A 25,442-nucleotide genomic window follows, 5' to 3' on the forward strand; every position below is an offset into this window, starting at 1 on the left:
GCCCTCAGCCACCCGGGAGCCCGGGGGAGGGGGTGGGGTGGGTTAGAGGCCGGCCATTAGGTCGGTTTCGGTTATTCCCGGGCCCTCGCCCCAGCGGATGAACCACTCCGTGCCGAACGCGAACGTGAAGGCGTCGTCCGGCATGGCCAGCATGAACATCTCCTCGCTGATCTGGCTCGGGTGCGCTCGCATCGCCGCCCTCTTGACCGACGCGTACTTCGAGACGTCCACCGCCGCCGTGATTTCGGCCTCCGGCTTGCCGAACTCCACGTCCTCCGGGGGTTTCGGTGCCGCCTCCGGGGGGATCAGTCCGTCCGCCACCGCCGCTTCGAAGCCGCGCTGCATGAACTCGCGGTTGAACGTTGCCTGGTACACGCGGCTCGTTCCCGCCAGTTCCGCCGCGCGGAGGCCGACCCGGTGGACCTGGATGTGGTCCGGGTGGCCGTAATCGCCGTTGTCGTCGTACACCGTCAGGACGTCGGCCGACTCCTCGCGCAGGATCGCCGCCAGCTGCTCGGCCGCCTTTTCGACGTCCGCGCGCCAGAAGCACGACGGGTCGTCGTTCGTCGGCTCGCCCATCATCCCCGAGTCGCGGTAGCCGAGGAACTCGACGCGCTCGACGCCGAGGATCTCCGCCGCCGCGTACGACTCCTGGACGCGCCGGTCCTCCAGCTTCTCGCCCTCGGCGAGGAATCCGTCCGGGACCTCGCCGACCTCGCCCTTGGTGGCGACGACGAGCACGACCCGGTGCCCGTCTTCGACGGCTTTGCGCATGACGCCCGCGGTGCGGAGGCACTCGTCGTCCGGGTGGGCGTGGAAGGTGACCAGGGTTGCCATGTCCGCGACGTTACCGGGAACCCCCGACAAAAACCGCCCGCCAGGATGCGCTCCCGCCCGCCGAGGTCCGCGACCGTGCGGAGAAGACGACGTTCCGGCAAGAGCGTCGCCCGGGGGCTAGGCCTGTTCCTTCGAACACCACCAGGTCGACCGCCCGCCGACCGTCCCGTGGCTCATCTCCGCGCCGCAGCGCGGGCAGTGGTCACCGGCCCGGCGGTGGCCGATGATCTCGCCCGTGTGCACGCCGCCGTGGCGGATCGCCGCGCGCAACGCCTTGCGCAGCGCCTTGTGCAGGTTCGCGAGGTCGTCGCCGGTCAGCTCGTTCACCGGCCGCGCCGGGGACAACGCCGCCTGCCACAGGGTTTCGTCGGCCAGCAGGTTGCCGATCCCCGCCACCACCGACTGGTCCAGCAGCCGCGCCTTCAGCGGTGCCCGTCCGCGGCCGACGCGCTCGGTGAACTCGCGCCGCGATGCCTCCCCGGCGTCCGGGCCGAGTGCGTCCAGGTCCGGGTCGAGCCGCACGCGGCTGAGCCGCCGCGTGTCGAACAGGCGCAGTTGTTCGCCGTCGGCGAAGGTGATCCCGAACCGGAACCACTCGGGTTTCTCCACCCGATCGCGAGCCCGCCCGGGTGGGCCGCTCGCACCGCCGAACCGCAGCTGCCCGGCCATCCCGAGGTGCAGACCGAGGTTCGGCCCGGGCCGCCCGCCCCGGCTTTCCGTTTCGCACCACAGCGTCTTGCCTCGTCGATGCGCTCCCACCAGCCGCCCGCCGGTCAACGCCGCGGCGATGTCCCCGGGGGCGTGCGGGCGGCAGACCCAGTCGTCGTGGTCGTCGACCGCGCGGATCTTCCGGTCGAGCGCACCGGCGAGGACCTGCCGGGCGAGTTCCACTTCGGGGAGTTCGGGCACGCGAACCAGTTTGCGTCAGGGACGCCGGTCGCGCCGCGCCAGCAGCACCGCCGGCAGGATCGCCACGGCGGTGAGCGCGAACGTCACCGGGTACCCGGCCGAGCCGATCACCAGCCCGGCGCCCAGCGCGCCGGCCGCCATGCCGAGGTCGTAGGCCGCGTTCCAGATCGCGCTCACCGCGCTTTCGCCGCCGGCCGGCACCCGGGCGTACATCAGCGACAGCGTCGTGTTCTGCAGCCCGCCGAACCCGGCGCCGAACACGAACGCCCCGCCGATCACCGCGGCCGGGGTGCCGGTGAAGGCGATGCCCGCCATGCCCGCCACGCACAGCAGCAGCCCCGGCGCGAGCAGCCACGCCGGCCCGTGGCGGTCGCCGATCCGGCCGGCGACCCAGCGCGTCGCGGTGGCCGCCGCGGGCTGGGCGAGCAACGCGGTCGCGGCGACCCAGGCCGGCTGGTCCGCGGCGGCCAGCGGGAGGAACGTGACCAGGACGCCGACCGCGGCCGCCGACGCCGCGAAGAGCGTCGCGGGCCGGGTCAGCACCGGGTTGCGCAGCCCGGCCAGCACGCCTTCTTCCTTCACCGAACCGGAGCCGGAGCCGGAGAGGGAGCGACGCGGCAGGCCGGGCACCGACACCAGGGCGAGCAGGGTCGCCACGGTCGTCACCACGAACACCGGCGCGTAGCCCCAGTGCGCGGCCGCCCACACACCGGCCGGCAACGCGAGCAGGCTGGGGATCCCGCCGACGATCCCGACCAGCGCGAGGCCCTCGCCCCGCCGGGCCGGCGGGATCAGCAGGGCGGTGACGGCCCCGCCGGCCACGACGGCGATCGCGTACCCGATCCCGCGCACCACGCTGACCGCGACGATCACGCGGAGGTCGTCGCTGACCGTCAGCACGAGCGTCGGCACCCCGAGCAGGACCAGCCCGGCCGCCAGCGCCCACCGGTAGCCGACGCGGGCGACGAGCCGTGGTGTCACCAGCTCGGCGGCCACCGTGGCCAGCAGCAACGCGACCGTCGCGATGCCCGCGCCGGACTGCGTAGCCAGCAGCGGCACCACCGAAAGCGGCAGGAAGAACCCGATCGCCGAGCCGATGATCGAGATGAACCGCACCAGCAGGGCACGGGACACCAGCCGGGGGCGGAGCTGCAGGTCGACGGTCATGCCGAGAACGCTAGAAGCCGACCGGATCACCGGTAAGGTCCAGTTTCATGCCTGTGGAGTGGTCCGGTTCGGGTCCCGAGCTGCTGTTCACGATCGACCGCGAAAGCGGTGAAGGGCTCCGCGCGCAGCTGGAACGGCAGCTGCGCGACGCGATCTGCGGCGGCCGTCTCGCGGGCGGGGAGCGGCTGCCGTCGTCCCGCGAACTCGCTCGCGCGCTGGGCCTTTCCCGCGGCCTGGTCCAGGACTGCTTCGCGCAACTGCAGGCCGAGGGCTACCTGACCAGCCGTCCCGGATCGGCGACGCGCGTGGCGGCGGTCGCCCGCCGGACCGCGCCACCGCCGCCGAGCCCGCCGACGCCGCCGCGGCTCGCGCTCGCCGACTTCCGCCACGGCGTGCCCGACCTCCGCCTCGCGCCCCGCGAGGACTGGGCGTGGGCGATCCGCGAGGTCTGCCGCACCGCGCCGAACACCGCGTTCGACTACGGCGACCCGATCGGTGAGCGGCAGCTGCGGGAGGTGCTCGCGGCGTACCTGCGCCGGGTGCGCGCGGTCGAGGCCTCTGCCGGGCAGGTCGTCGTCTGCACCGGGATGGCGCAGGCGCTCGGGCTGGTGCTGCGGGCGCTCGCCGCCGACGGTGTCACCCTGGCCTTCGAGGACCCCGGCGCCGTCCGGTCGACGACGAGCCAGGCGGCCGCCGCCGGCTTGGCCGCGGTGCCCGTCCCGGTCGACGAAGACGGCCTGGACGTCGAAGCGCTCGACCGCAGCGGAGCGCGGGCCGTGCTGGTGACCCCGGCGCACCAGTGGCCGACCGGAGTGGTGCTCGCCGGGCACCGCCGTCAGGAACTGCTCGCGTGGGCGCGCCGGCGCGACGGGCTCGTCATCGAAGACGACTACGACGCGGAATTCCGCTACGACCGCGATCCGGTCGGCTCGCTGCAGGGCCTGGACCCCGACCACGTCGTCTCGCTCGGCACGGTCAGCAAGTCGCTCGCGCCGGCCCTGCGCCTGGGCTGGCTGGTCGCTCCCGAACGGCTGATTCCGGTGCTGGCCCGCGACAAGGCCGTCACCGACCGCGGGAGCCCCGGCCTCGACCAGCTGGCGCTGGCCCTGCTCATCGAATCCGGGCGCTACGACCGGCACCTGCGCCGCACCCGCGCCGCGTACGCCGCCCGGCGCCGGACGCTCGTCGACGCGCTGGCCGCCCACGCGCCCGGCCTCCGCGTCACCGGGCTCGCCGCCGGCTTCCACGCCGTCCTGCACCTGCCGCCCGGGACGGACGAGCAACGGGTGATCGACCAGGCCCGGGAGCGGGGTGTCGGGCTCTACGGCGTGGCCGGGCTGCACGCGACGCCGGGGCCGCGGCGGCCGCGGTTGGTCCTGGGGTTCGGCGACACCCCGGACCACGCGATCGCCCCCGGCATCGCCGCGGTCGCGGACCTGCTCCGCGGGTGATCAGGAGAGGCTCGCGGAGGCCGTGGTCTCCCAGGCGAACCCGTCCGGGTCGGTGAACGCCGCGGCCGCGCCGCCGACCGCGATCCGGTGCGAGCCGCTGCCCTCGGGTGCGACCCCGGCGTCCTTGGCGAGCGCCTTGCGCCGGTACAGCGCCAGCTTGACGGGGCTCTCGCCGGCTTCGAACTCGACGTACATCTTGCCGAAGCTCTTGCCGACGGTCATGCCGTGCTCCACGTAGAACTTCTTGCTGGCGGCCACGTCGGCGGCACCCAGCAGCAGCACGACGGCGTCGATCTTGCGGGTGGCGGGGCCGGTGTTCTTCTTGGCGGAGGTGGCGAGCTTCCAGATCGTCCCGTCCGGCGCCCGGACGGTGCCGCCGTAGCCCCACATGGACTTGGTGGCCGGCTTGATCGTCGTGGCCCCGGCCTTCAGGGCGGTCTCGATCAGGGAGTCGACGTCCGCGGGCTGCGGCACGGTGAGGGAGAGGGTGAAGCCGCGGAAGCCGTCGCTCGGCGCGTCGGCGACCCGGAACCGGAGCTGGGTGGTGAGCCCGAAGGCGTCGGCGTAGAAGCGCTCGGCGGCGGCGGTGTCGGCAACTTCGAGGGTGATGGTTTCGATGTTCGTCATGCCGGTAACGCTAGGTCCGGGCCGCTGACCGGCGCTTCTCGATTCCTGATCGGTCTGCGCGGGCGCTTTCGGAAAAAGGAGTGGGCGGGGCGCGCGGCGGTCTGATAGCTTTCCGCCGTCCGTGACCCGGCCCTGGGAGGTGAGACCCGTGAACGCTGCAACGTTGTGGGTGCTCCCCCTCGTCGTCACGGGCGGGCCGGCCTAGCTGTCGCCGGGAGCACCTGGAACCGGTACTCCCGAAAGGCGACACACATGAACCATCTGTTCGAACGGCCGGGCGTGGCCGGCCGCGGGGAAGTGTCCCGGCGGCCGGACGGCCGCCTCTTCCTCAGCATCGACACGTGGGACGACGCGGACTTCGCGCTGCTCGCGGCCGACATGCTGCCCGCACTGCCGAGGCCCCTCCACACGGTGGTCGACGAAGCCGACACCGACCTCCGGTCCCGCTGGGAATCCGTCGGGTTCACGACCCGGCGCCGTGAGCGGGAGTACGTGCTCCCCACGGCACCGGGCACGGTGCCGGTGCCGGCGGGCCTGACGATCGGGCCGCCGTCCGACGAGCGGGCGCTGCGCTCGCTCGACGACGCGATCCGCGCCGAAGTCTCGGCGACGGTGGGCTGGCCGGAGATGCCGGCGGAGATCCTGCCCCGCCCGGAGGTCCTGGACGTCACCAGCTACACGGTGGCCGCGGCCGAGGACGGGTACGTCGGCCTGCTCAGGCTGGCGGCGGTGCCGCGGCAGCCGCGGATCGGCCTGCTCGCGGTCCGCGCCGACCGGCAGCGGTCGGGGATCGGCCGCGCGTTGCTGACCCACGTGCTGGATGCGTTGCACCACAAGGGAATTCCGGCGGCCACGGCCGAAGTGAACGAAGCGAACCCGGCGGCGATCGCGTTGTTCGAGGGCGCCGGAGCCCGCCGGGTGGGCGGCAACGTCGAGCTGGTGCTGCGCTGATGGCGAACACAGCCGGCATCGAAGTCGAGGGCACCGTCGTCGAGTGCCTGCGCAACGCGACGTTCCGGGTGGAGCTGGAGAACGGGCACAAGGTGCTCGCGCACATCAGCGGGAAGATCCGGAAGAACTTCATCAAGATCCTGCCGTTCGACCGGGTCCTGGTGGAGCTGAGCCCCTACGACCTGAACCGCGGGCGGATCCTGTTCCGCTACCGGGCCTAGTGCGTGGCCGTCGCCAGGTCCCCGGGCCTGGCGACGGCTTTCCCGTGCCGGGTCAGTACTCGTTCTTGATGACGAAGTAGGAGCCGCGGATGGTCCCGGCCAGCTTGGACTTCTGGCGGGCGAACTTGAACGAGGCCAGCTCCTCGGGGACTTCCATGCCGTCGGAGAGCTTGAACCCGACGGCCCGTTTCCCGCCGTCGTCCACGGTGTAGAGGACGTTGACCGACAGGCCGCTCTCGTAGAAGACGTAGGTCCAGCGGACGTTCCCGACCTGGAAGTCGGTCGCCTCGAGCGGCGGCGAGGAGATGACGATGCCGCGTTCTTCTTCGAGGATGCGGTGCACCCGGTCGATGGCCGCTCGGGCCTCGCTCGCGGGTTCGACGGTGAAGACGTGGTCGTACTTGTTCTTGAAGTACCGGGCCTCGTTGGCCCGCAACCCGGCCAGCGCCTCCGCGACCGGCGACGACTCCAGGCCGGCCGTCGATACGGTGTCGAAGTCCACGGTGTGGGGCATGGCGATCCTCCGCGTCTGTCCGGGTCGGGCCCAGCGTAGGGGCTACCGCGCCCGGACGCGCAGGACGCCGGTCAGCAGGGGGAGGACGAACTCGCCCGTCATGGCCGCGAGGTGCGCGCGGACCCGGGCGAGGGTGGCTTCCCGTTCCGGCTCCGGCATGACCAGCACCCCGGCGCGCGTCGCGAGCGTCGCGACGAGCGAATCGGCGGTGCGACGCTGCCCGTGCGGGAACTCGGCCTGCTCCGGCGCGCCGAACAGGCCGCCGGCCGGGCGGGGCAAGCCCGCGGTCGCGGCGCGCCAGCTGCCGAAGGTGTCGCGCGGGCCGATCACCGCGCTGCCGCCGGCCCGCGCGAGCCCGGCCACCCAGCCGACGCGGTCGTCCACGACGTTCCACAGGCCGGCCAGGACGCCACCGGGAGCGAGCACCCTGGCCATCTCGGGTCCCGCCACGGCCATGTCGAACCAGTGCAGGGCGTTCCCGGCCAGGACGGCGTCGACGGACGCGTCCGGCAGCGGGATCGCCTCGGCCCTCCCCGGCCGGGCACGGACGGCCGGCAGGGCCCGGCGCAGCTCGGCCAGCATCGCCGGATCGGGCTCGACCGCGATGACGTCGGCGCCGAGGGCGACCAGGGTGCCGGTCAGCTTGCCGGTCCCGGCGCCCAGGTCGAGCACCCGGGGGCCGGGTGCCGCTTCGACGGCCCACCGCACCGCGGCCGGCGAGTAGTCCGGGCGGTGCTCGGCGTAACCGGCTGCCGCCGCGCCGAACGACGTGGCGTGCCGCAACCGCATGTCGTGGTCCACGAGGCACGGTACCGCCGAAAAAAATTCCGCGTGGGGTTGTCGGATCCGGTCGGCGGCGTTCGTAGCAGGGGTGAAGCCACCCGCAAACCCCCGAAGGGAACCCCGGCCATGAAGCTGACGACCATCACCCAGATCACCCTCGACGGAGTCGTGCAGGGCAACGGCGGCGCGTCGGAAGAAGACCGCCGCCACGGGTTCGAACGGGGTGGCTGGGCCCTCGGTGCCGGGGACGACGAAACCCGGGCCTTCATCACCGAGACCTACCAGCGTGCCGACGCCTTCCTCTTCGGGCGCCGCACCTACGAGCTGTTCGCCGGCGCGTGGGGGCCCAGCACGCACCCCATCGGCGTGGCGCTGAACGCTGCCCCCAAGTACGTCGCCTCGGCCACGCTCGCCGAGGCGCACTGGGCCGGGACGACCGTTCTCGGCGGTGACCTCGCGAGCGCCGTCGCGGAGCTGAAAGCCCGGCCCGGCGGCGAACTGCAGGTGCACGGTAGTGGCACTCTGGTCCGATGGCTGCTGGCGCACGGTCTGGTCGACGAGCTCACGCTGCTCGTCGTCCCGGTGATCCTCGGCCAGGGCGCGCGGCTGTTCCCGGAAACCGGCCCGGACCTCGCGCTCGACGTGGTCGAATCGCGGGTCGACACGAAGGGCGTGTCCGTCCAGGTCCACCGGCCGGCCGGGCGGCCGCGGTACGCGACGGCGTGATCCTCCCCAACCAGGAAAGGGATTCTGCATGCAGTATCTGGTCTCCGTCATCGACGACAAGGTCGAGCCCGGCAGCACCGACCGGCAGCCCGCCATCAGCGAGTTCAACGACCGGCTGATCGCCGAGAACTACTGGGTCTTCGCGGGCGGGCTCGCGGACACCGACGCGGCCACGGTCGTCGACAACCGGGGTGAGCAGGCCGTGCTCACCGACGGGCCCTTCGTGGAGTCGAAGGAGTACCTCGCCGGCTTCTGGGTGTGGGACGTCCCCGACCTGGACGTCGCGCTCAAGCTCGCCGCCGAGGCGTCGAAGGTCTGCGACCGGAAGATCGAAGTGCGGCCGTTCCGGTGATCGACGTCGAGGAAGCGGTGACCCGGGCCCACCGCGAAGAGTGGGCCCGGGTGGTGGCCGCGTTGACCCGGCGGTTCGGTGACCTCGACGTCGCCGAGGAAGCGGCCGCCGAGGCGTTCGCGACCGCCGTCGAGCGGTGGCCGGGCGACGGGGTGCCGCCGAACCCCGGCGCCTGGCTGACCACCACCGCCGTCCGGAAGGCCATCGACCGGATCCGGCGCGAAAACAAGCGCGACGACAAGCACCAGGAGGCCCGGATGGTGCACGACGACACCCCGCCCGAGCCCGCCGGCGCCATCGACGACGACCGGCTGCGGCTGGTCTTCACCTGCTGCCACCCGGCGCTGGCGACGGAGGCCCGCGTGGCACTGACGCTGCGCCTGGTCGGCGGCCTCACCGTGCCCGAGATCGCCCGCGCCTTCCTGGTGCGGGAGTCCACTTTGGAGCAACGGATCACCCGCGCCAAAGCCAAGATCAAGGCGGCGCGCATCCCGTACCGGGTGCCGGCCGCCGAAGATCTGCCGGCCCGCGTGGCCGGTGTGCTGACCGTCCTCTACCTCGTCTTCAACGAGGGGTACCTGGCGACCGGTCCCGGCACCGACCCGATCCGGCACGACCTGACCGCCGAGGCGATCCGGCTCGCCCGCCTGGTCCACGCGCTCCTCCCGGACGACGGCGAGGTGACCGGGCTGCTGGCGCTGATGCTGCTCATCGAGGCCCGCCGCCCGGCGCGGGTTTCGGCGGGCGAGCTGGTCGCGCTCGACGAACAGGACCGCGGCGCCTGGGACACGGCGCTGATCGCCGAGGGCCACCGGCTGGTGCGCGAACGCCTCGCCGCGGGGGTGGCGCCGGGCCGCTACCAGATCCTCGCGGCGATCAACGCCGTGCACACGTCGGCCCGCGACATCCGCGACACCGACTGGGCGCAGGTCGTCGCCCTCTACGACCAGCTGGTCCGCGTCGACGCCTCGCCGGTCGTGGTGCTGAACCGGGCGATCGCGGTCGCCGAACTCGACGGGCCGGAGGTGGCCTTGGCGGCCGTCGACCGGCTCGAGGACCGGCTGGCCGGCTACCACGCCTACCACGTGACCCGCGCCGATCTGCTGCGGCGGCTGTCCCGCGGCGCGGAGGCGCGGACGGCGTACGACCGAGCCATCGAGCTGGCCGGCAACACGGCCGAGGTCGCGTACCTGACGCGCCGCCGGGATCAGCTTGGGTAGTCCACAGTGGACGCTGTGGCTCGGCTATTCGTGTGGATCGCCCGCGCAGCAGCACAATTCGCGCGGCGCTTGCACTACTGTCCGCGGCAAGGGAGACCGGCTCGGCCGGTCGAGGAGGGGAGTTTTCATGCTGCGGATTTTTCGAAGATCGCTGGCGGCCGTGGTGGTGTTCTCCGGAGCGCTGACGGGGATGGCGCAGGCCGCCCCGGGCGGGCCGGTCGATCTCGGTACCTTGCCGGGCGACGACGACAGCATCGTCCTGGCGGTCAACGAGGCCGGGGTGATGGTCGGGCTGTCGTCGGCGGGATCCAGTCCGCGGCGCGACCTCCCGGTCCGCTGGGACGCCGACGGCGTGATCTCGGCACTGCCGACCCCCGGCGGCAGCGCGGGACAGGTGCGTGACGTCAACGAGCTCGGGGAGTCGGCCGGCTACGTGCTGACCGCGACCGACGCCGTGCCGGTGCGCTGGGACGCCCAGGGCCAGGCGACCACGCTGCAGGTCCCGCCCGGGTTCCACAACGCCACCGCCTTCGCGATCAGCGACACCGGCGTCATCGTGGGGAACTGGCTGACACCGGGCAACGAGTACCACGCCTTCCGCTGGGGCCCGGACGGCCAGGCCACCGACCTGGGCACGCTGCCCGGCGAGACCTGGAGCATGGCCGAGGACATCTCCGCCGACGGCCGCATCATCGTCGGCGGCGCCCAGCGCGCCGGGGCGAACCACGCCGTGCGCTGGGTCGACGGCGGGCCGATCACCGAGCTGGCGCCGCAGAGCCCGAGCAGCGGGGCCCACCTGGTCAACGCGGGCGGGGTCGCCGCCGGAACCACGAGCGGGCCCGTCGTCCCGGCGACCTGGGCCACCGACGGCACGATCCACCCGCTGGCCTGGCCCAGCCCGCACTCGGTCTGGATCTCCTGGATCGGCTCCACCGGCTACGTCGTGGGCTACGGCTACCTCACCCCGCCGGCCCGGTCGTCGGTGCGCTGGGCCCCCGACGGCACGGTGTCCGTCCTGCCCGACGACGGCTCCATCGCCGACGTCCAAGGAGTCGACGCGGAGGGCACCGCGGTGGGAACGCTCCGGAGCCGGGCGACCGTCTGGTACCGGAACGGGCCGCGCGCGCAGCTCGCCACGCTGCCCGGCAGTACCCGCAGCGAGGCCTCCCGGATCACCGACAGCGGCCGGGTGATCGGGCGCGCCACCACCGCGGCCGGGAAGTACCACGCGGTGTTCTGGACCCTCCGTTGACGCCCTGACCCGATCCGCGGCCGGGCCGTGTCGCGGCCGTGATCACCGCACCGCAGGCTGTACCGAATGCGAACTGGGGTTTTCCTGCGGTGGCTCGGGCATCCGCTGACCATCGGCGCCACCACGGTGCTGCTGCTCAACGACCACGTGCTCAAGCACGCGTGGCCGGGGCTGGTCACCGGCAAGCTCAGCGACTTCGCCGGGCTGGTGGCGGCTCCGCCGGTGCTCGGGCTGCTGCTCGGCCTGGTCCTCGCCGGCCGGACCGCCGCCGCGGCCGCGGTGCTGGTGACCGGGGCCGGGTTCGCACTGGTCAAGCTGACCGCCGCGGGCGCCGGGGTCGCTTCGGCGGCGTGGTCGGTCGTCAACGGGCCTTCGGTGATCCTGGCCGATCCGACCGACCTGGTCGCGCTGCCCGCACTCGGCCTGTCCTGGTGGGCCTGGCGCCGGGTGGCGGCGGCCCCGGCCCTGCCGTTGCGGCTGCGGGTGGTGGCCGCTCTGCCGTTCACCGTGCTGGCGATCACGGCGACGTCGGCGCCCGGCGAGAACGTCCCGTCCGTCCAGTCCGTGCGGATCGAGGGCACGCAGGTGGTGATCGAGGCGGCCGGAGGGTTCTACGGCTCCGACTCGGGCGTCGACGGCTGGCAGTTCCTCTCGGACGCGCCTCCAACGCCCTGGCCGACGCCCCGGAAGCAGGTCGAAGCCTGCGCGCCCGAGGCGGCCGCGCACTGCTACCGCGTGCACGGCGCCGATGTCGTCGACGACACGCGCGGCGGCCGCTTGCTCGGCGTCGACGAAACGACGGACGGTGGCCGGACCTGGCACACCGCCTGGGAGGTGCCCGCCGTCCGGTGGGAGTTCGTCCAGCGGCAGCACCCGTTTCCGGCGGGGATCGTCAAAGTGGCCAAACTGGCCAGCACGGAGGTCTCCGTCCGCGCCGTCCCCGGTGGACACCAGGTGATCGTGGCCAACGGCGTGGAGGGACTGGCCGTCCGCGATGCCGGCGGGACCTGGCGCCGGGTGCCGGTCGTGGTCGCCGAGACCAGGCTGGACATCCGGCCGGCGCCGCTCACCGCGTTCGGCCGGGTGATCGGGGTCGACGTCATGGAGGCCGGGCTGTTCACCCTGCTCGCGCTGCTGATCGGGACGACGGTGGCGGCCGGCCGGGTGCGCGCCCGGACCGGACGCGGGCTCATGGCCGCGCTGCCCGTCGGCCTGTTCCTCATCGCGGCCGTCCCGCTCAACGGCTTCGTGGCGTTCTTCGGCTCGAACGCCGGGCAGTCGACGCTCTTGTGGCTGGTGACCGCCGTGGGCGTGAACGGCGTCGGTGCCGCGCTCGTCCTGGCCCCGCGATGGCCCCTGTGCCGATCGCGCACGCTGGTGGTGCTCGGCGCCGCGGTCCTGACCGGACTGGTGTCCGTCGTGCCGGCGCTGGGCTGGACGATCGGCCACCCGCAGGAGCACGCCCCGGGCAACCTCGGGCTGATCCTCGCGGCGGCGTGCTTGCCGCTGATCATCGCGGCCGGCTGGTGGGCGGGCGCGCGCGACCCGGCCGTGCCGGTGGACCCGCCGTGGCCGCCGCTGCCGGATACGATCAGGCCAATGCCAGGGTCGTAGCGCAGAGGCAGGCGCGCCTCCTTGCCCAGGAGGGCCACGCCGGTTCGAATCCGGCCGGGCGAGCCGAACTGCGGGCAGCTGCGGCGGGCAGTCGATCCGGACGCTCAGTGCCCAGTGTGCGAAGCCGGGCTGACCGGCGGCAGCGGGGTTCGGCGCCCCTGCCCGACGGCGGGCGAGGGCGCCGATCCGGTGGTCAGCGCTGGAGGGTCAGCACGCCCGGCCGCCAGGGCAGGTGGTTGTAGTCCGTGCCGTCGGATGCGGGGTTTCGGCCTTGGTAGAGCAACTGCAGGTTGCAGGGGTCGACGGTCTTGGTCTGGTCGGGGTTGGCGCGGACCAGGTCGCCGTGGCTGATGTCGTTGGTCCAGGTGGCGCCGCTGTTGGCCTTGCCGGCGAAGGGGTTGCCTTCGGTGGCGGCCTGCGGGGTCCACGAACCGCCCAGGCTGGTGGCGGTGAACGAGCGGAAGAAACGGCCGTTCGCGCCCATCGCCTCGACGAGCATGAGGTACTGGTTCCGGCCCTGGACCCGGTAGACCTCGACCGCTTCGAAGAGGTTGGCCGTGGTGTCGCTCATGATCGTGGTGTACGAGGAGCCGAAGCTGCCCGGGAAGTTCCCGATCGGCATGCTCGCCCGGTAGATGTTGCCGTTGTCACCGGCGAAGAACAGGTACATGTTCGTGCCGTCGCCGATCAGGGTCTGGTCGAGGGGTGCGCCGCCGGGGATGGTGCCGGTGAACAGCTCCTGCGGCGCGGACCAGCCGTTCGCGTTGGTGGGGTCGGTCGACGTCCGGTAGCTGAACGTGGTCGGGCCCCATTGGTAGGCGAGCACCCAGATGTTCTTGGGGGCGAAGTAGAACAGCGTCGGGGCGACCGTGCCGATGGTCATCGCGGTCTGGCCGGCCGAGGCCATGTCGGACCAGTTCGTGAAGGGGCTGAACGCCATCGAGCCGTACGCCCCGGCCGTGTCGGTCGTCGACCCGTAGACGAGGTGCTTGCCGTTGTGGACGACGGTGGTGAAGTCCTTGAGCGCCAGCCAGCCGGCTTTCGGTTCGGCCAGCGGGCCCGTCGAGGACCAGCGGTAGGTCGAGGGGAGTGCGCACGAGCCGGTGTCGCCGAGCCGGACGAGCTGCCACTGCTGGTTGGCGCCCTTCCAGTCGCCGTACTGGACGACGGCGGCGCCGTCCGCGGTCGACGCGCCCGTCACCTCCACGGCCTTGCCGCTGTTGCGGTTGAGGAGGCGGAGGTAGCCGCCGTCGGAGTCGGCGAGGCTGAACTGCTGGTTGGTGCCGTCGAGGTCGGTCCACTGCTGGACTTTCGCACCGTCGGCGGTCGACCAGTTGCCGATGTCGAGGACCTTGCCGGAGTTCTTCGACTTCAGCCGGTAGTAGCCGTTGCCGGAGTCCACGAACTGCCACTGCTGGTTGGCGCCGTCGTGCCGGGACCACTGGTGGATCGCCGCGCCGTCGGCGGTGGACGCACCGGAAACGTCCAGCGCCTTGCCGCTGTTGCGGTTGACGAGGACGTACCACGCACTCGTGTCGACGGTCGCGGCCGACGCCGCACCGGGGGCGAGCACGACCGCCGCGGTGGCCGCGAGGACGGTGGTGAGCAAGGTGATCAGCGCGCGCGCCCCGCGCCCGCGTCGGATGCGCCCCGCACGGTGGGATGAACTCATGGTTCTCCTTCGCGGCTTGTTAGCGCTAACAATCAACCTGGAAAAATGTAGTCATTTCCCCGCGCACAGTCAACTTTCGACTTTGTCGAATATATTCGACAAAGTCGAAAGGGTGGCTGGTGTCAGGGCGGCGGCCGGCGGTGAATCGCCGGACTCACCGGGCGTCGGGCAGCAGCAGCCCGGGCGGCGGGCTCTCCCACCGGTCGAACACGGGCGGCGCGGTGTAGTCGTCGATGCTGACGTCGGAGAGGTCGACCTCGCCGCCGGTGAACCGGGCCCCGCGGAAGCTCACCTCGCCGCCGGTGAAGGCGGCGCCGTCGAACAGGACGCGGCCGCCGCTGAACTCCGCGTTTTCGAAAGTCACCCGGGCGTCACCACTGAACGCGGCGCCGCCGAACCAGATTTCGCCGCCGCTGACGTGCATTCCGTCGAACGACGTCCAGCCGCCGGGGAACCGGGCCAGGCTGAACAGCAACCGGCCACCGGTCACCTGGATGTCCGCGAAATCGGCGGCGCGGAGCACGGCCCGGACGAGGTTGAACTCGTGGCCCTGCCAGCTGACCGGCGCCCCCGGGCGGAGGTGATCGCTGAGCAAGCTCGTGATCGAAAGGCGCACTTCGGATTCCTCGTCGTGGTACCACGGCGAATCGATCGAGGGCTCATACGGAATGCGCAGGTACGCGCACAGCACGTCGATGCACACCTGGCGCTGCTCGAGCCATTCGTCGGCCAGGCTGGCCATGGCGTAGACCCCGGCGAGCCGGACGGTCGGCTTCTCGTGGCCGATCTGGGCGCACGCGCCGGCGAAGCGCTCGTTCAGCACCTTGACGCGCTCGCGAGCTTCGGCGATCTCCCCGATCCGCTGCTTGCGGTAGGCGACGACCAGCGCGACGACCCCGCCGACCCCGGCCACCACCGACAAGGCGATCTTGACGACGTTCAGCCGGGTGTCCGGACTCGGCGAGGCCGGCAATCCCAGTGCCAGCCACAAGAGCGCGGCCGCGAGGGCGAACACGCTGAGCCCGATGAAGACCACCGCGACGATGTGCCGCCGGATGGACCACAGTCCGGTGGTCGGTGCGTTCGTCGAAGCCACGGCGAGATCCTAGAGCGCGGCCGAGGCCGGCGTGCGGGTTTTCGGCGGCTCGGGGGAGCCGGGCCGGCCGGCTACGCCCCGCCGGCAGGACCGCCCGGCCGCCGGGGCAGGGTCAGCGTGAACACCGCGCCGCCGTCGTTGTGCGCGGTCAGGTCGCCGCCGTGGATCAGGGCGTTCTCGCGGGCGATCGACAGTCCCAGCCCGCTGCCCTCGGTCTCCTGGCGGGCGTGGTCGCCGCGGACGAAGCGGTCGAACACGATCGGGAGCAGGTCCTCGCGGACGCCCGGGCCGGAGTCCGACACCGTGATCGTGACCTCGTCCGGAGCACCCTCGATCGACACGGTGATCGGGGCCGCGCCGTGGCGGGCGGCGTTGACCAGCAGGTTGCTCACGATCGTGTGGACGCGGCGCGGATCGGCGACCACGGTCGGGTCGCCGGTGTACCGGACGTCGATGTCCGTGGCCGGCTCGATCGCGTCCGCGACCAGGGGGCGCAGGTCGAGGAGTTCGGGCCGGAAGTCCGCCGAATGCGCGTCGAAACGGGAGATCTCCAGCAGGTCCTCGACGAGTTTCGCCAGCCGGCGGGCCTGGGTGCCGAACAGGCGGGCCGCCCGGGCGCGGGTCCCGGGGTCGGCGCTGCCGAGCGTGTCGGCGGTGGCGACCAGTGAAGCGATCGGGGTCCGCAGGTCGTGGGCGACGTCGGCGACGAAGCGTTGTTGCTGGCGGTCCTTGGCCCGCAGTTCCCCGACCGACTCGCTGACCCGCTGCGCCATGGTGTTGAAGGAGGCGGCGAGGTCGGCGAGGTCGTCCCGGCCCTTGACCGGGACGCGCACGGCGAAGACGCCGTCACCCAGTTCACGGGCGGCGGCGGCGACGCGGCGGACCGGGCGTTGCACGTACCGGGCGATCAGGAGGGCGGCGGCGATCCCGAGCACAGCCACGCCGAGTGCGAGGTACACCAGTTTCCGGCGCTGCAGGTCGAGGTTCCCTTCGAGCGGCGTGAGGTCGAAGAACTGCACCATCCAGTAGCTGACGAAGTTCCCGCTGACCACGAGGAGTTTCCGGCCGGTCGCCGGGTCCACCGTGGTCGCCGTCAGCAGGTCCGCGGTCTTGGCCGTGCGCACCAGGACCTTGTCCGCGACCGAGGCCACCACCGCCTGGCGGTCGGAAACGGCGACCGGAACCGGCCTGCCGGCCCAGAAGATCTCTTGCGAGCCGTACGTCACCATCGCGGCCGGGCCGCCGGGTTTCCTGGTGAAGAGCGTCCAGTCCGGCGTCGTGTTGTTCATGGCGCGCGCGAAGTCGTCCACGGTTCCGTGGCCGGCCATCGCCCGCTCGAGCCCGCGCCAGTTCTGTTCGAACAAGGCGCCGACCGACGACTCCGCCGCGAAGGTGAAGCCGCCGATCGCGTCGTCCTCCTGCAGCTTGGTCGCCGCGAAGGCCATCACCGCGGTGACCGCCGTCGTCACCAGGACGACCGCTCCCGTCACCCGGGCCCGCAGCCCGAAGGCCGGCCGTTTCATGGGCCCCTCCCCAGATCGAGTTCGGACCCGATCCTAAGTCCGCGTGGTACCGGCCGGTGCCTTCGTGCGCAACCGTGGCGAACCCGTGCGGTTTCGTCACGGAAGGCGCATGTTCTTTTCCTAGCCTCGGAAACAGCAATCCCCCGGGACGCAAAGGACTTCTGTGGACACCGCTGTACGTGCCGTGGCCGACCGCGCGACCAAAGCCCGCGGAAAACTGCCGACCGTCTGGGCCGCGACCGTCCTGATCGCGGTGGCGGGCTACTCGACGCGCTGGATCTGCGACGACGCGTTGATCTTCACGCGTGCGGTGGAGCAGATCCTCGCGGGCAACGGACCGGTCTACACCCTCGGTGAGCGGGTGGAGACGTCGACCAGCGCGCTCTGGCAGTGGCTGCTCGCGCTGGCCGGATTCCTCTTCGGACAGCCGGACACCTCGGCGATTTCCTGGGTGCTCGGTCTCGCGCTCACCGCGGCCGGGTTCGGCCTCGCGGTCGACGCCACGTGGCGGCTGCACAGCCGCCGGCCCGCCACGGTGCTGCTGCCCTGCGGAGTCCTGGTGCTGCTGGGAGTGCGGCCCGTCTGGGAGTACGCGACTTCGGGCCTGGAGACCGGGCTCACCACGTGCTGGCTGGCGGTGAGCTGGTGGCTGTTCGTCCGCCTGCGCACGAACGCTTCGGCGAAGGCCGTCCTGGTCACGGCCGGCACGCTCGGCCTCGGCCCGCTCGTCCGGCCCGATCTGGCCCTGGTCGCCGCGGTGTTCCTGGCCGCGGGGTGGGTGACCGTCCGGCCCGGCCGGCGCCTGACGCTCGCCGCCGTCGGCGCGGCGGCCGGGCTGCCGGTCGCCTACGAGATCTTCCGGATGGGTTTCTACGGCATCGTCGTCCCGATGCCCGCGCTGACGAAGAACGCGGGCGAGTCGCTGTGGGCGCGCGGGTTCGCTTACCTCGCCGACTTCGCCGGCCCCTACCTGCTGTGGCTGCCGCTGACCGTGGTCGCCGTGCTGCTGTTCCGGCACGCCGGCTCGCCGGTGGCGCTGACCCCGGTGGTCGCGGGGACGCTGCACCTGGCGTACGTGGTGAAGGTCGGCGGCGACTACATGCACGCGCGCATGGTGCTTCCGGCGCTGTTCCTCGTCCTGCTGCCGGTCCTCGTCGTCCCCCGGTCGAAGACCGCCGTGGCCGCCGTGGCCGCCGTGGCGGTGTGGGCCGTCCTCTGCGCGGGCTGGGGCCGGTACCCGGCGGCGGACGGCGCCGCGCACGGCATCGACGACGAACGCGCGTACTACGTCGGGTGGACCGGCAGCCCGGCCCCCACGGATTCCGCGGTCTTCGTGCGGAAGCTCCAGCGGCTGCGGGACGTCGTGCTGGCCGAAGCCGGTTCGGGGCGGCGGTCCCTGATCTACCACGGGCTGGACGGCGAACTCGTCATCACGCCGGCCCGCGGGGACCGGGTCGTGGTGGCCGGGGTCTACCTCGGCACGGTCGGGATGCTGGCCCCCACCGACACCGCGATCGCCGATTTCTGGGGCCTGGCCAACCCGATCGGCGCCCGGTTCGAGCTCCCGACGGTCAAACCGGGCCACTCGAAGCCGCTCGGCAACGCCTGGCTGCTCGCCGACCACGCCGCCCCGGAGGCACCGGTCCACCCGTCGGGCAACTTCGCCGTGCCCGGCACCGTCACCCCGGAACAGGTGGCCGCCGCACGGCACGCGCTCGCCTGCGGCGACCTCGCGGACATCCGGCGTTCGACCCGGGAACCGCTGACGTTCCAGCGGTTCTGGGCCAACCTGACCGGTGCCTGGCACCGGACCCGGGTCACCGTGCCGGCGGACCCGTTCGAAGCCGAGCGGAAGTTCTGCGGGCCGTGAGGCGCTCGGCGAGGCGCCCCCACAGCGTCGCGGCCAGAACGGCGAGCGCCAGCAGCGCGACGCTGCCCGCGACGTCCAGGACGTAGTGGTTCCCGGTGGCGAAGACGTCCGCGACCATGAGCGCCGGGAACGACCACGACAGCAGCGCCAGGCGCGGATGCGTGTCCCGGAGCGCGGTCCACACGGCATACGCGCACCACAGCGACCAGCCGACGTGCATGCTGGGCATCGCGGTGTGGTGGGTGGGCCTCGTCCAGCTCTCCAGGCCCAGGAAGTCGTACCTGGCCACGATGTCGACCGCCCCCGGCAGGGCGAACCGCGGCGGCGACATCGGCACCGCCCAGTAGACCGGCAGGACGAGGGCCGTCATCGCGACCATCGTCCGGCGGACGTGGCGGTAGACGGCGCGCCGGGTGAACACCCACAGCAGCACGCCGGCGACGACCAGGTAGTACAGCCGGTACAGGTACACCGCCAGGTGACCGAGGACCGGATGGCCGGCCAGCCAGCCGTTCACGGTCCGCTCGAGGTCGACGTGCGCCAGGTGTTCGATGGCCTGCAGGGCCTGCGCGTTGGCTTCGGCGGCCGCGAAATCCGTGCCCACCAGGGCGTCGAGCCGCGCGAAGAGCAGGAACCACAGCACGAGGAAGGTCAGTTCGACGACCACGCCGGGGCGCCCGCCGGCACCGCGGAAGAGCGCGTTCGCCCACCATCGGGGCGTGGCGGCCGGCGGGCGCCCCGGCGTNNGGGGCGTGGCGGCCGGCGGGTGCACGCGGTCACCTTAGCCGCCGCGGTGGCCCGGCGGCGGCTAAGCGGCGATCCGCACCAGCTTGTTCTTCGGGGACGCGCCGAGGAACTGGTCGCCGTAGAGGTCGCCGCGGTCCGGGAAGAACGTCAGGATGTTGCGTGCGCCGGTGGCCTCGACCAGCTTGACCGCCCCCTGCAGGGCGATGCCCGACGTACCGCCCGCGTAGATGCCGCGGCCGGCGAGTTCGCGCACGCCCTCGGCCGCTTCCTCGTCGTCCGAGTAGTACACGTCCTCCACCAGGTGCATGCCGGACTCGATCACCCTCGGCACGCAGTTCATGTTGCCGATGCCGCGCAGGACGCTCGGGCCGGGCTCGAGGCCGAACGTCGCCGAGCCGACCCGGTCCGCCACGTAACACGGAATTCCCTTGCTCCGCAGCATTTCCGAGAGGCCGACGAAGTGACCGCCGGTGCCGACGACGAAGATCGCCGCGTCGATCCAGTCCAGGTCCAGCTTCGGCGTGACGCTCGGCACCAGCCAGCGGCGGTACACCGCCGGGTTGAGGTCCGAGTTGTTCTGGTCGGTCCAGTGCATGCCGGGCCGCTCCCGCAAGAGCGCCTCGAGGAGCTCCACACGGGACTGCTGGGTGCCGCCGGTCGGGTGCGGGCCGCTGACGATGTGCAGCTTGGCGCCGAGCAACTCGATCTTGCGCCGGGTGACCGCCGGGATGTTCGGATCGGTGACGAGCTCGATCGGATTGCCGAGGACCTTCCCGGCCAGCGCCAGGCTGACGCCGAGCGAACCCGACGTCGACTCGATCACCGTCTGGCCGGGCTCGAGCAGCCCGGCTTCGTAGGCGAGCAGCAGGATCCCGAACCCGAGGATCGACTTGAAGCTCGACTCGGTCGTGGTCATGCCGTAGATCGCGCGCAGCCGGCCCCGGCCGCCCGCGATCGGGCCGCAGTCGAGGACCGGGAGATCGGCGAAGCCCTCGAGCATCCTTTCCGCGACGAGCCGCGGTTCTTCGATGCCGTTCCAGTCCTCGATCACGAACCGATCCTTTCCGCTGGTGTCTCCGGAGCCGCCGGGATGTGGAAGAGCCGGACGAACGTCGCGATCAGGCCGGGGTCGCCCTTCGCCTCGACCAGGCCGAGCCACAGCGCGTCGGTCGGGCTCAGCTCGCCGGCCATCAGGTGCTTGAGCAACGGTGTCTCGATGACGAGGTCGGCGCCGGGGAGCTCGCCTTCCTCGACCGTGAGCACACCGTCGTCGACGCGCGCGCCGACGACCAGTTCCCCGAAACGCACCTCGAAGCTCGCCCGGACGCCGCGGGCGCGGTCGGGGCGGAACGTCGAGCGCAGCGCGAGGATGGCGATGTCCAGCGAGAAGAGATCGCCGGGGCGAGGATCGCCGAGCGAGCGCGCGCCCCACAGGCCGAGCTCGATCAGGACCGGCTCCAGCGCCCGGCCGTAGTCCGTCAGTTCGTAGGCGCCGGACGCGGCGACCCGGACCACGCCGTCCTCGACGAGGCCGTCGAGCCGGCGCTCCAGGATCTCCGCGGTGACCCGCGGCAGCGTCTCGTGCAGCTCGGCGAAGTGCTTCGGGCCCAGGATCAGGTCCCGGACGACGAGCACCGACCACCGCGAGCCGATGATCTCGAATGCCCGCGCCAGGCCGCAGTGCTGGCCGAGCGATCGTTCTGCCATGCCGGGTCCCCTTCAGCTCGCCAGTCGTCGCGGTGTCGCGACGGAGTCGGTCATCCGGTCGAGGATCGCGCGCAGCACCGGGGTGGCGGTGCCGAAGTTGAGGCGCACGAAGCCGTCGCCGCCGGGGTTGTACTTGGTGCCCGCGGCCAGCTCGACCCGGGCCCGCTCCAGGAAGTACCCCGCGGGGTTGTCGCCGCAGCCGAGTTCGCGGCAGTCCAGCCAGGCCAGGTACGTCGCTTCCGGCAGGTGGTACCGGACTTCCGGCAGCCGGTCGGCGAGCATGCCGGCGATGAGCCGCCGGTTGTCGTCGAGGTAGCCGACCACGGTGTCCAGCCAGTCGGACGCCTCGGTCCAGGCGGCGAGGCTCGCGCGCATGCCGAGCACGTTGACGTTCGGCCCGGCGGGCAGCGCGGCGAGCCTTTCCCGCAGTGCCGCCGGTCCCACGTGACCGACCGCGCAGCGCATGCCGGCGAGGTTGTACGCCTTGCTCGCGCCGTACAGCGTCACCGTCCGGGCTTCCAGCGCGGAGCCGATCGACGCGAACGGCACGTGGCGGTGGGGTGCGTAGGTCAGATCGGCGTGCAGGTCGTCGGAGATCACCGTCAGGTCGTGGCGTTCGGCGACCTCGCCGAGCGCGAGCAGCTCGGCCCGGGTGAACACGCGGCCGGTCGGGTTGTGCGGGTTGACCAGGATCAGCACCCGGCACCGTTCGCGCGCGACGCGGCGGGCGAAGTCCTCGGCGTCGAACACCCAGCCCTTCCGGGTGTCGAGCATCGGGATCGGGACCATCCGCAGGCCCAGCTGCCTGATCATCGCCGGGAACGGCCCGAACGCCGGGGTGTGGATCGCGACGCCGTCCCCCGGTGCGGTGCTCAGTTCCAGCGACGTCCGCACGGCGTGGGTGACGTCGGTGAACTCGCGGACGTGCTCCGCGGCGGGGAACCAGCCGTAGCGGGCGTTCATCCGCTGGGCAAAGGCTTCGCGCAACGGGCTCGCGTTGTCCGTCCAATTCGGATACCCGAGGTCACCCAGGTCGAGATATCCGCGCAGGGAAGCCAAAATCGGCTCGGCGACCGGGAAGTCCATGTCCGCGATGGACGCCGGAAGCACGTCCGGCGCCGGTGCGCCCCACTTCACCCCGGGGCGGAACCGCAGGGCGTGTTCGTCGAGCTGGTCGAAGACCACATACCGGGCCCCGTGCGATGCGCGCATGGCTCAAGAACACCGTGCCGGCCGGGGAACGGCATCTCCGGAGGTGCTCAGCGCACAGCACAGCCGGAGGTGCTTCCCACTGCGCGGACCCACCATGCTGACCGACAGTGACCTGTGTCGGAGACGGAGAGGAACGCGATCCGGATGGCCGCGCAACAAACGAGCGAACCCGCCGAAGGCAACAGTGACAGCCCCTTTCCGCTGACCGAAATCCAGTACGCGTACTGGGTCGGCCGGGGCCCGAACTTCGTGCTGGGCAACGTCGCACCGCACGCCTACTTCGAGCTCGAAGGCCGGCGGCTGGATCCCGGCGCGCTCACCACGGCGTGGAACCGGCTCATCGACCGGCACCCCATGCTGCGCGCGGTGGTCGGCACCGACGGCAACCAGCGCATGCTGCCCGAGGTGCCGCGGTTCGTGATCGACGTCGTGGACCTGCGGGACGCGCCGGCGGCCGAGGTCGAGGGCAAGCTCGAAGAGATCCGCGCCGACATGTCGCACCGCGTGTACGACGCGGCGCAGTGGCCGCTGTTCGACGTGCGGATCAGCCGCCTGGCCGACGCGGACCGCCTGCACATCAGCCTCGACCTGCTGATGGTGGACCTGGCCAGCGTCACGGTGCTGTTCAGCGAATGGCAGCTGCTGTGCGAGAACCCGGCGCACGAGCTGCCGCCGATCGACGTGTCCTTCCGGGACTACGTGCTCGCGCTCGAACGCAACGCGGACTCACCGCGCACCCAGCGGGCCCTCGAGTACTGGACGTCGCGCGCCGCCACGCTCGCGCCGCCGCCCGACCTGCCGCTGGCCGCGTCGCCGGTCGCGGTGCACAAGCCGCGGTTCACCCACCGCGAGTTCCAGCTCGACCCGGACGCCTGGAAGCGCCTGCGCGACCGGTCCGAGGAGCGCGGGCTGACCCCGACGACCGTGCTGGCGACCGCGTTCTCCGAGGTGCTCGCCGCGTGGAGCGGGACGCTGAAGTTCACGCTGAACCTGACGCTGTTCAACCGGCTCCCGCTGTTGCTCGCCGAAGACGGCGACGGCCACCGGATCCTGCACCCGCACCTGCGCCGGGTGGTCGGCGACTTCACCTCGATCTGCCTGCTGGAGGTCGACACCGCCGAGGGCACGTTCGAGGAGCGCGTGCGCCGCACCCAGCGCCAGCTCCAGCAGGACCTGCGGCACCGGCACGTCAGCGCGCTGCACACGCTGCGGGAACGCCGCCGGCTCGGGCTGGACACCGCGTTCGGCACCATGCCGGTCGTGTTCACCAGCGGCCTGGGCACGGTCGCCGACGTCACCGGCCCGCGCGACTTCTTCGGCGACATCACCTACCGGATCAGCCAGACCCCGCAGGTCTGGTTCGACCACCAGGTCGTCGACTTCACCGGCTCGCTCGACCTGACCTGGGACGTCGTCGAGGAGCTGTTCCCGGCGAACCTGCTCGACGACATGTTCGCCGCCTACACCGGCCTGGTGGAACGGCTCGCGGCCGAAAGCGCCTGCTGGGACGGCGAACTGCGGGTCAGCCCGCCGCAGTACCAGCTCACCGAGCGCGACGAGGTCAACCGGACCGCGGGCCCGTTGCCCGCCGGCCTGCTGCACGAGCCGTTCCTGACCGCGGCCGCCGAGCACCCGGACGCCCCCGCCGTCATCACCAGCGCCGGCACCGTCACCTACCGCGAGCTCGCCGGCCGGGCCGGCGCGGTCGCCGACGCCATCCGGCGCTCGGGCGACGGCTCCCCGGTGCGCGACCGGCTGGTCGGCGTCAGCCTGGAGAAGGGCCCGGACCAGGTCGCGGCCGCGTACGGCGTCCTGCTCGCCGGGGCGGCGTACCTGCCGGCCGGCACCGGACTGCCGGCGCAGCGGCGCAACGGGATCCTCACCGACGGCCAGGCGACGACGGTCGTCACCACCTCCCGGCTGGCCGACCAGCTCGACTGGACGGGCTGCGCCACCACGCTGGTGCCGATCGACAAGCTGGCGGCGCTCGACTCCCCGCCGCCGAGCCCGGCCGAGCCGTCGGACCTGGCCTACGTGCTGTTCACCTCCGGCTCGACCGGGCAGCCCAAGGGCGTGATGATCGAGCACCGGTCGGCGCTGAACACCGTCGTCGACATCACCGAGCGGTTCGGCGTGACCGCCGACGACCGGGTGTTCGGGCTGGCGGAGCTGAGCTTCGACCTGTCCGTGTACGACCTGTTCGGCGCACTGGGCACGGGCGCGGCGCTCGTGCTGCCCGACCCGGACCTGGCCGGGGAGCCCGCGCACTGGGCCGAGCTGATGAGCGAGCACGGCGTGACCGTGTGGAACTCCGTGCCGGCGCAGATGCAGATGCTGGTCGACCACGTCGAAGCCGTCGGCGACGTTCCCGAGGGCCTGCGGCTGGTCATGCTCAGCGGCGACTGGATCCCGGTCGACCTGCCCGGCCGCATCCACGACCTCTGGCCGGACGCCACCGTGATCAGCATGGGCGGCGCGACCGAGGCGTCGATCTGGTCCAACTACCACCAGGTCGACGAGGTGCCCGAAGGCACGCGCAGCATCCCCTACGGCGTCCCCCTGCGGAACCAGCGCTTCCACGTGCTCGACGCGGGGCTGCGGCCCTGCCCGAACTGGGTGCCGGGCGAGCTGTACATCGAGGGCACCGGCCTGGCCCGCGGTTACTGGCGCGACCCGGCGAAGACCGACGCCAGCTTCCTGCGGCACCCGGTGACCGGCGTCCGGCTTTACCGCACCGGCGACTACGGCCGGTACCTGCCCGGCGGCATCATCGAGTTCCTCGGCCGCCGGGACGGGCAGGTCAAGATCCGCGGGCACCGGATCGAGCTCGGCGAGATCGAAGCCGTGCTCGGCCGGCACCCCGGCGTCGACCGCGCGGTGGCGGTCAAGGCGGACGACGACGGCGCCGGCGCCCGGCTGCTCGGTTACGTCATCCCCGGTCGCGATCCCGGCGACGGACCGGACTCCTTGTACCGCAAGGAGATCGCCGAC

23 protein-coding genes and 1 tRNA gene are annotated in these 25,442 nt (G+C 72.3%); 11 read left to right on the plus strand and 13 right to left on the minus strand.

Features of this window, described 5'->3' with window-relative positions:
• Positions 1–42: 42 nt before the first annotated feature.
• From CCN39_RS24135 to CCN39_RS24145, 3 genes are all read right to left on the minus strand, one after another.
• A complete protein-coding gene (locus tag CCN39_RS24135; protein WP_086845579.1) occupies positions 43–837 on the minus strand; it encodes a PIG-L family deacetylase in 795 nt (264 codons plus the stop codon).
• A 117-nt stretch (positions 838–954) separates the two neighbouring features.
• A complete protein-coding gene (locus tag CCN39_RS24140) occupies positions 955–1,746 on the minus strand; it encodes an Fpg/Nei family DNA glycosylase (protein ID WP_244210977.1) in 792 nt (263 codons plus the stop codon).
• A 15-nt stretch (positions 1,747–1,761) separates the two neighbouring features.
• Positions 1,762–2,913: an MFS transporter gene (locus CCN39_RS24145; protein WP_086845582.1), complete on the minus strand. Its 1,152-nt coding sequence runs from the start codon at positions 2,911–2,913 to the stop codon at positions 1,762–1,764.
• Positions 2,914–2,960: 47 nt separating this feature from the next.
• Between CCN39_RS24145 and pdxR the strand changes: the two genes are divergently transcribed.
• Complete coding sequence (gene pdxR, locus CCN39_RS24150) at positions 2,961–4,364, plus strand: MocR-like pyridoxine biosynthesis transcription factor PdxR (protein WP_167455167.1); 1,404 nt, start codon at positions 2,961–2,963, stop codon at positions 4,362–4,364.
• On the opposite strand, the gene CCN39_RS24155 is transcribed toward pdxR, so the two are convergent.
• Positions 4,365–4,991, minus strand: a complete 627-nt coding sequence (locus CCN39_RS24155) for a VOC family protein (RefSeq protein WP_086845586.1) — start codon at positions 4,989–4,991, stop codon at positions 4,365–4,367. It abuts the gene before it with no gap.
• Between the two features lie 252 nt (positions 4,992–5,243).
• Between CCN39_RS24155 and CCN39_RS24160 the strand changes: the two genes are divergently transcribed.
• Both CCN39_RS24160 and infA read left to right on the plus strand, forming a co-directional pair.
• On the plus strand, positions 5,244–5,942 hold the full coding sequence (locus tag CCN39_RS24160; RefSeq protein ID WP_086845588.1) for a GNAT family N-acetyltransferase: 699 nt from the start codon (positions 5,244–5,246) through the stop codon (positions 5,940–5,942).
• Positions 5,942–6,163 (plus strand): translation initiation factor IF-1, encoded by a 222-nt coding sequence (infA, locus tag CCN39_RS24165; protein ID WP_086845590.1) that lies wholly within the window; start codon positions 5,942–5,944, stop codon positions 6,161–6,163. Before CCN39_RS24160 ends, infA begins: the two co-directional genes overlap by 1 nt.
• A 52-nt stretch (positions 6,164–6,215) precedes the next feature.
• Here infA and CCN39_RS24170 read toward each other — a convergent pair whose 3' ends face one another.
• The gene (locus tag CCN39_RS24170) at positions 6,216–6,677 is read right to left on the minus strand and encodes a DUF8821 family protein (RefSeq protein WP_086845591.1); all 462 of its coding nucleotides are present in this window, start codon (positions 6,675–6,677) and stop codon (positions 6,216–6,218) included.
• 42 nt (positions 6,678–6,719) lie between these two features.
• A complete protein-coding gene (locus tag CCN39_RS24175) occupies positions 6,720–7,466 on the minus strand; it encodes a class I SAM-dependent methyltransferase (RefSeq protein ID WP_434781122.1) in 747 nt (248 codons plus the stop codon).
• A gap of 120 nt (positions 7,467–7,586) precedes the next feature.
• Here CCN39_RS24175 and CCN39_RS24180 point away from each other — a divergent pair, with 120 nt between their 5' ends.
• The 6 genes from CCN39_RS24180 to CCN39_RS24205 all read left to right on the plus strand — a co-directional run bounded on the left by CCN39_RS24180 (position 7,587) and on the right by CCN39_RS24205 (position 12,687).
• Positions 7,587–8,186 carry a dihydrofolate reductase family protein gene (locus tag CCN39_RS24180; RefSeq protein WP_086845596.1) on the plus strand — a complete coding sequence of 200 codons (600 nt, stop codon included), beginning with the start codon at positions 7,587–7,589 and terminating at the stop codon, positions 8,184–8,186.
• Positions 8,187–8,214: 28 nt separating this feature from the next.
• Positions 8,215–8,538 carry a YciI family protein gene (locus CCN39_RS24185; RefSeq protein ID WP_086845598.1) on the plus strand — a complete coding sequence of 108 codons (324 nt, stop codon included), beginning with the start codon at positions 8,215–8,217 and terminating at the stop codon, positions 8,536–8,538.
• Positions 8,535–9,758 (plus strand): RNA polymerase sigma factor, encoded by a 1,224-nt coding sequence (locus CCN39_RS24190; protein WP_086845600.1) that lies wholly within the window; start codon positions 8,535–8,537, stop codon positions 9,756–9,758. The genes CCN39_RS24185 and CCN39_RS24190 overlap by 4 nt, the downstream gene beginning before the upstream one ends.
• A gap of 127 nt (positions 9,759–9,885) precedes the next feature.
• Positions 9,886–11,010: an HAF repeat-containing protein gene (locus tag CCN39_RS24195; protein WP_086845602.1), complete on the plus strand. Its 1,125-nt coding sequence runs from the start codon at positions 9,886–9,888 to the stop codon at positions 11,008–11,010.
• Positions 11,011–11,076: 66 nt separating this feature from the next.
• Entirely contained in the window at positions 11,077–12,624 is a 1,548-nt protein-coding gene (locus CCN39_RS24200; protein ID WP_086845604.1) for a hypothetical protein, read from the plus strand.
• Positions 12,619–12,687, plus strand: a tRNA-Gly gene (locus CCN39_RS24205). The genes CCN39_RS24200 and CCN39_RS24205 overlap by 6 nt, the downstream gene beginning before the upstream one ends.
• 130 nt (positions 12,688–12,817) lie before the next feature.
• Here the strand turns inward: CCN39_RS24205 and CCN39_RS24210 are convergent.
• The 3 genes from CCN39_RS24210 to CCN39_RS24220 form a co-directional block, all read right to left on the minus strand.
• On the minus strand, positions 12,818–14,296 hold the full coding sequence (locus CCN39_RS24210; RefSeq protein ID WP_143264129.1) for a non-reducing end alpha-L-arabinofuranosidase family hydrolase: 1,479 nt from the start codon (positions 14,294–14,296) through the stop codon (positions 12,818–12,820).
• A gap of 154 nt (positions 14,297–14,450) precedes the next feature.
• The gene (locus CCN39_RS24215; protein ID WP_086845605.1) at positions 14,451–15,392 is read right to left on the minus strand and encodes a pentapeptide repeat-containing protein; all 942 of its coding nucleotides are present in this window, start codon (positions 15,390–15,392) and stop codon (positions 14,451–14,453) included.
• A 71-nt stretch (positions 15,393–15,463) separates the two neighbouring features.
• Positions 15,464–16,915 (minus strand): sensor histidine kinase, encoded by a 1,452-nt coding sequence (locus CCN39_RS24220; protein ID WP_086845607.1) that lies wholly within the window; start codon positions 16,913–16,915, stop codon positions 15,464–15,466.
• A 163-nt stretch (positions 16,916–17,078) separates the two neighbouring features.
• Here CCN39_RS24220 and CCN39_RS24225 point away from each other — a divergent pair, with 163 nt between their 5' ends.
• Entirely contained in the window at positions 17,079–18,785 is a 1,707-nt protein-coding gene (locus CCN39_RS24225; RefSeq protein ID WP_208630347.1) for an arabinofuranosyltransferase AftB family protein, read from the plus strand.
• On the opposite strand, the gene CCN39_RS24230 is transcribed toward CCN39_RS24225, so the two are convergent.
• Genes CCN39_RS24230 through CCN39_RS24245 form a run of 4 tightly spaced genes read right to left on the minus strand, consistent with a single transcriptional unit; the run spans position 18,733 to position 22,451 of the window.
• The gene (locus tag CCN39_RS24230; protein WP_208630348.1) at positions 18,733–19,557 is read right to left on the minus strand and encodes a phosphatase PAP2 family protein; all 825 of its coding nucleotides are present in this window, start codon (positions 19,555–19,557) and stop codon (positions 18,733–18,735) included. The two genes, CCN39_RS24225 and CCN39_RS24230, sit on opposite strands and share 53 nt — an antisense overlap.
• Before the next feature lie 36 nt (positions 19,558–19,593).
• Positions 19,594–20,583: a PLP-dependent cysteine synthase family protein gene (locus tag CCN39_RS24235; RefSeq protein WP_086845609.1), complete on the minus strand. Its 990-nt coding sequence runs from the start codon at positions 20,581–20,583 to the stop codon at positions 19,594–19,596.
• Complete coding sequence (locus CCN39_RS24240) at positions 20,580–21,239, minus strand: winged helix-turn-helix transcriptional regulator (RefSeq protein ID WP_086845611.1); 660 nt, start codon at positions 21,237–21,239, stop codon at positions 20,580–20,582. The genes CCN39_RS24235 and CCN39_RS24240 overlap by 4 nt, the downstream gene beginning before the upstream one ends.
• 12 nt (positions 21,240–21,251) lie before the next feature.
• Entirely contained in the window at positions 21,252–22,451 is a 1,200-nt protein-coding gene (locus tag CCN39_RS24245; protein WP_086845613.1) for a MalY/PatB family protein, read from the minus strand.
• A 144-nt stretch (positions 22,452–22,595) separates the two neighbouring features.
• Between CCN39_RS24245 and CCN39_RS24250 the strand changes: the two genes are divergently transcribed.
• Positions 22,596–25,442: non-ribosomal peptide synthetase (locus CCN39_RS24250; RefSeq protein WP_086845615.1), on the plus strand; the 2,847-nt coding region annotated here is incomplete at its 3' end.

The sequence above is a fragment of the Amycolatopsis kentuckyensis genome, from assembly GCF_002155975.1.
Lineage (GTDB): Bacteria > Actinomycetota > Actinomycetes > Mycobacteriales > Pseudonocardiaceae > Amycolatopsis > Amycolatopsis kentuckyensis.

Bases quoted from the DNA above. Each gene is read 5' to 3' on its own strand.
- CCN39_RS24135 (WP_086845579.1), bottom strand. From the start codon at position 837: ATGGCAACCCTGGTCACCTTCCACGCCCACCCGGACGACGAGTGCCTC.
- CCN39_RS24145 (WP_086845582.1), bottom strand. From the start codon at position 2,913: ATGACCGTCGACCTGCAGCTCCGCCCCCGGCTGGTGTCCCGTGCCCTG.
- pdxR (WP_167455167.1), top strand. From the start codon at position 2,961: ATGCCTGTGGAGTGGTCCGGTTCGGGTCCCGAGCTGCTGTTCACGATC.
- CCN39_RS24155 (WP_086845586.1), bottom strand. From the start codon at position 4,991: ATGACGAACATCGAAACCATCACCCTCGAAGTTGCCGACACCGCCGCC.
- CCN39_RS24160 (WP_086845588.1), top strand. From the start codon at position 5,244: ATGAACCATCTGTTCGAACGGCCGGGCGTGGCCGGCCGCGGGGAAGTG.
- infA (WP_086845590.1), top strand. From the start codon at position 5,942: ATGGCGAACACAGCCGGCATCGAAGTCGAGGGCACCGTCGTCGAGTGC.
- CCN39_RS24170 (WP_086845591.1), bottom strand. From the start codon at position 6,677: ATGCCCCACACCGTGGACTTCGACACCGTATCGACGGCCGGCCTGGAG.
- CCN39_RS24175 (WP_434781122.1), bottom strand. From the start codon at position 7,466: ATGCGGTTGCGGCACGCCACGTCGTTCGGCGCGGCGGCAGCCGGTTAC.
- CCN39_RS24180 (WP_086845596.1), top strand. From the start codon at position 7,587: ATGAAGCTGACGACCATCACCCAGATCACCCTCGACGGAGTCGTGCAG.
- CCN39_RS24185 (WP_086845598.1), top strand. From the start codon at position 8,215: ATGCAGTATCTGGTCTCCGTCATCGACGACAAGGTCGAGCCCGGCAGC.
- CCN39_RS24195 (WP_086845602.1), top strand. From the start codon at position 9,886: ATGCTGCGGATTTTTCGAAGATCGCTGGCGGCCGTGGTGGTGTTCTCC.
- CCN39_RS24200 (WP_086845604.1), top strand. From the start codon at position 11,077: ATGCGAACTGGGGTTTTCCTGCGGTGGCTCGGGCATCCGCTGACCATC.
- CCN39_RS24210 (WP_143264129.1), bottom strand. From the start codon at position 14,296: ATGAGTTCATCCCACCGTGCGGGGCGCATCCGACGCGGGCGCGGGGCG.
- CCN39_RS24220 (WP_086845607.1), bottom strand. From the start codon at position 16,915: ATGAAACGGCCGGCCTTCGGGCTGCGGGCCCGGGTGACGGGAGCGGTC.
- CCN39_RS24240 (WP_086845611.1), bottom strand. From the start codon at position 21,239: ATGGCAGAACGATCGCTCGGCCAGCACTGCGGCCTGGCGCGGGCATTC.
- CCN39_RS24245 (WP_086845613.1), bottom strand. From the start codon at position 22,451: ATGCGCGCATCGCACGGGGCCCGGTATGTGGTCTTCGACCAGCTCGAC.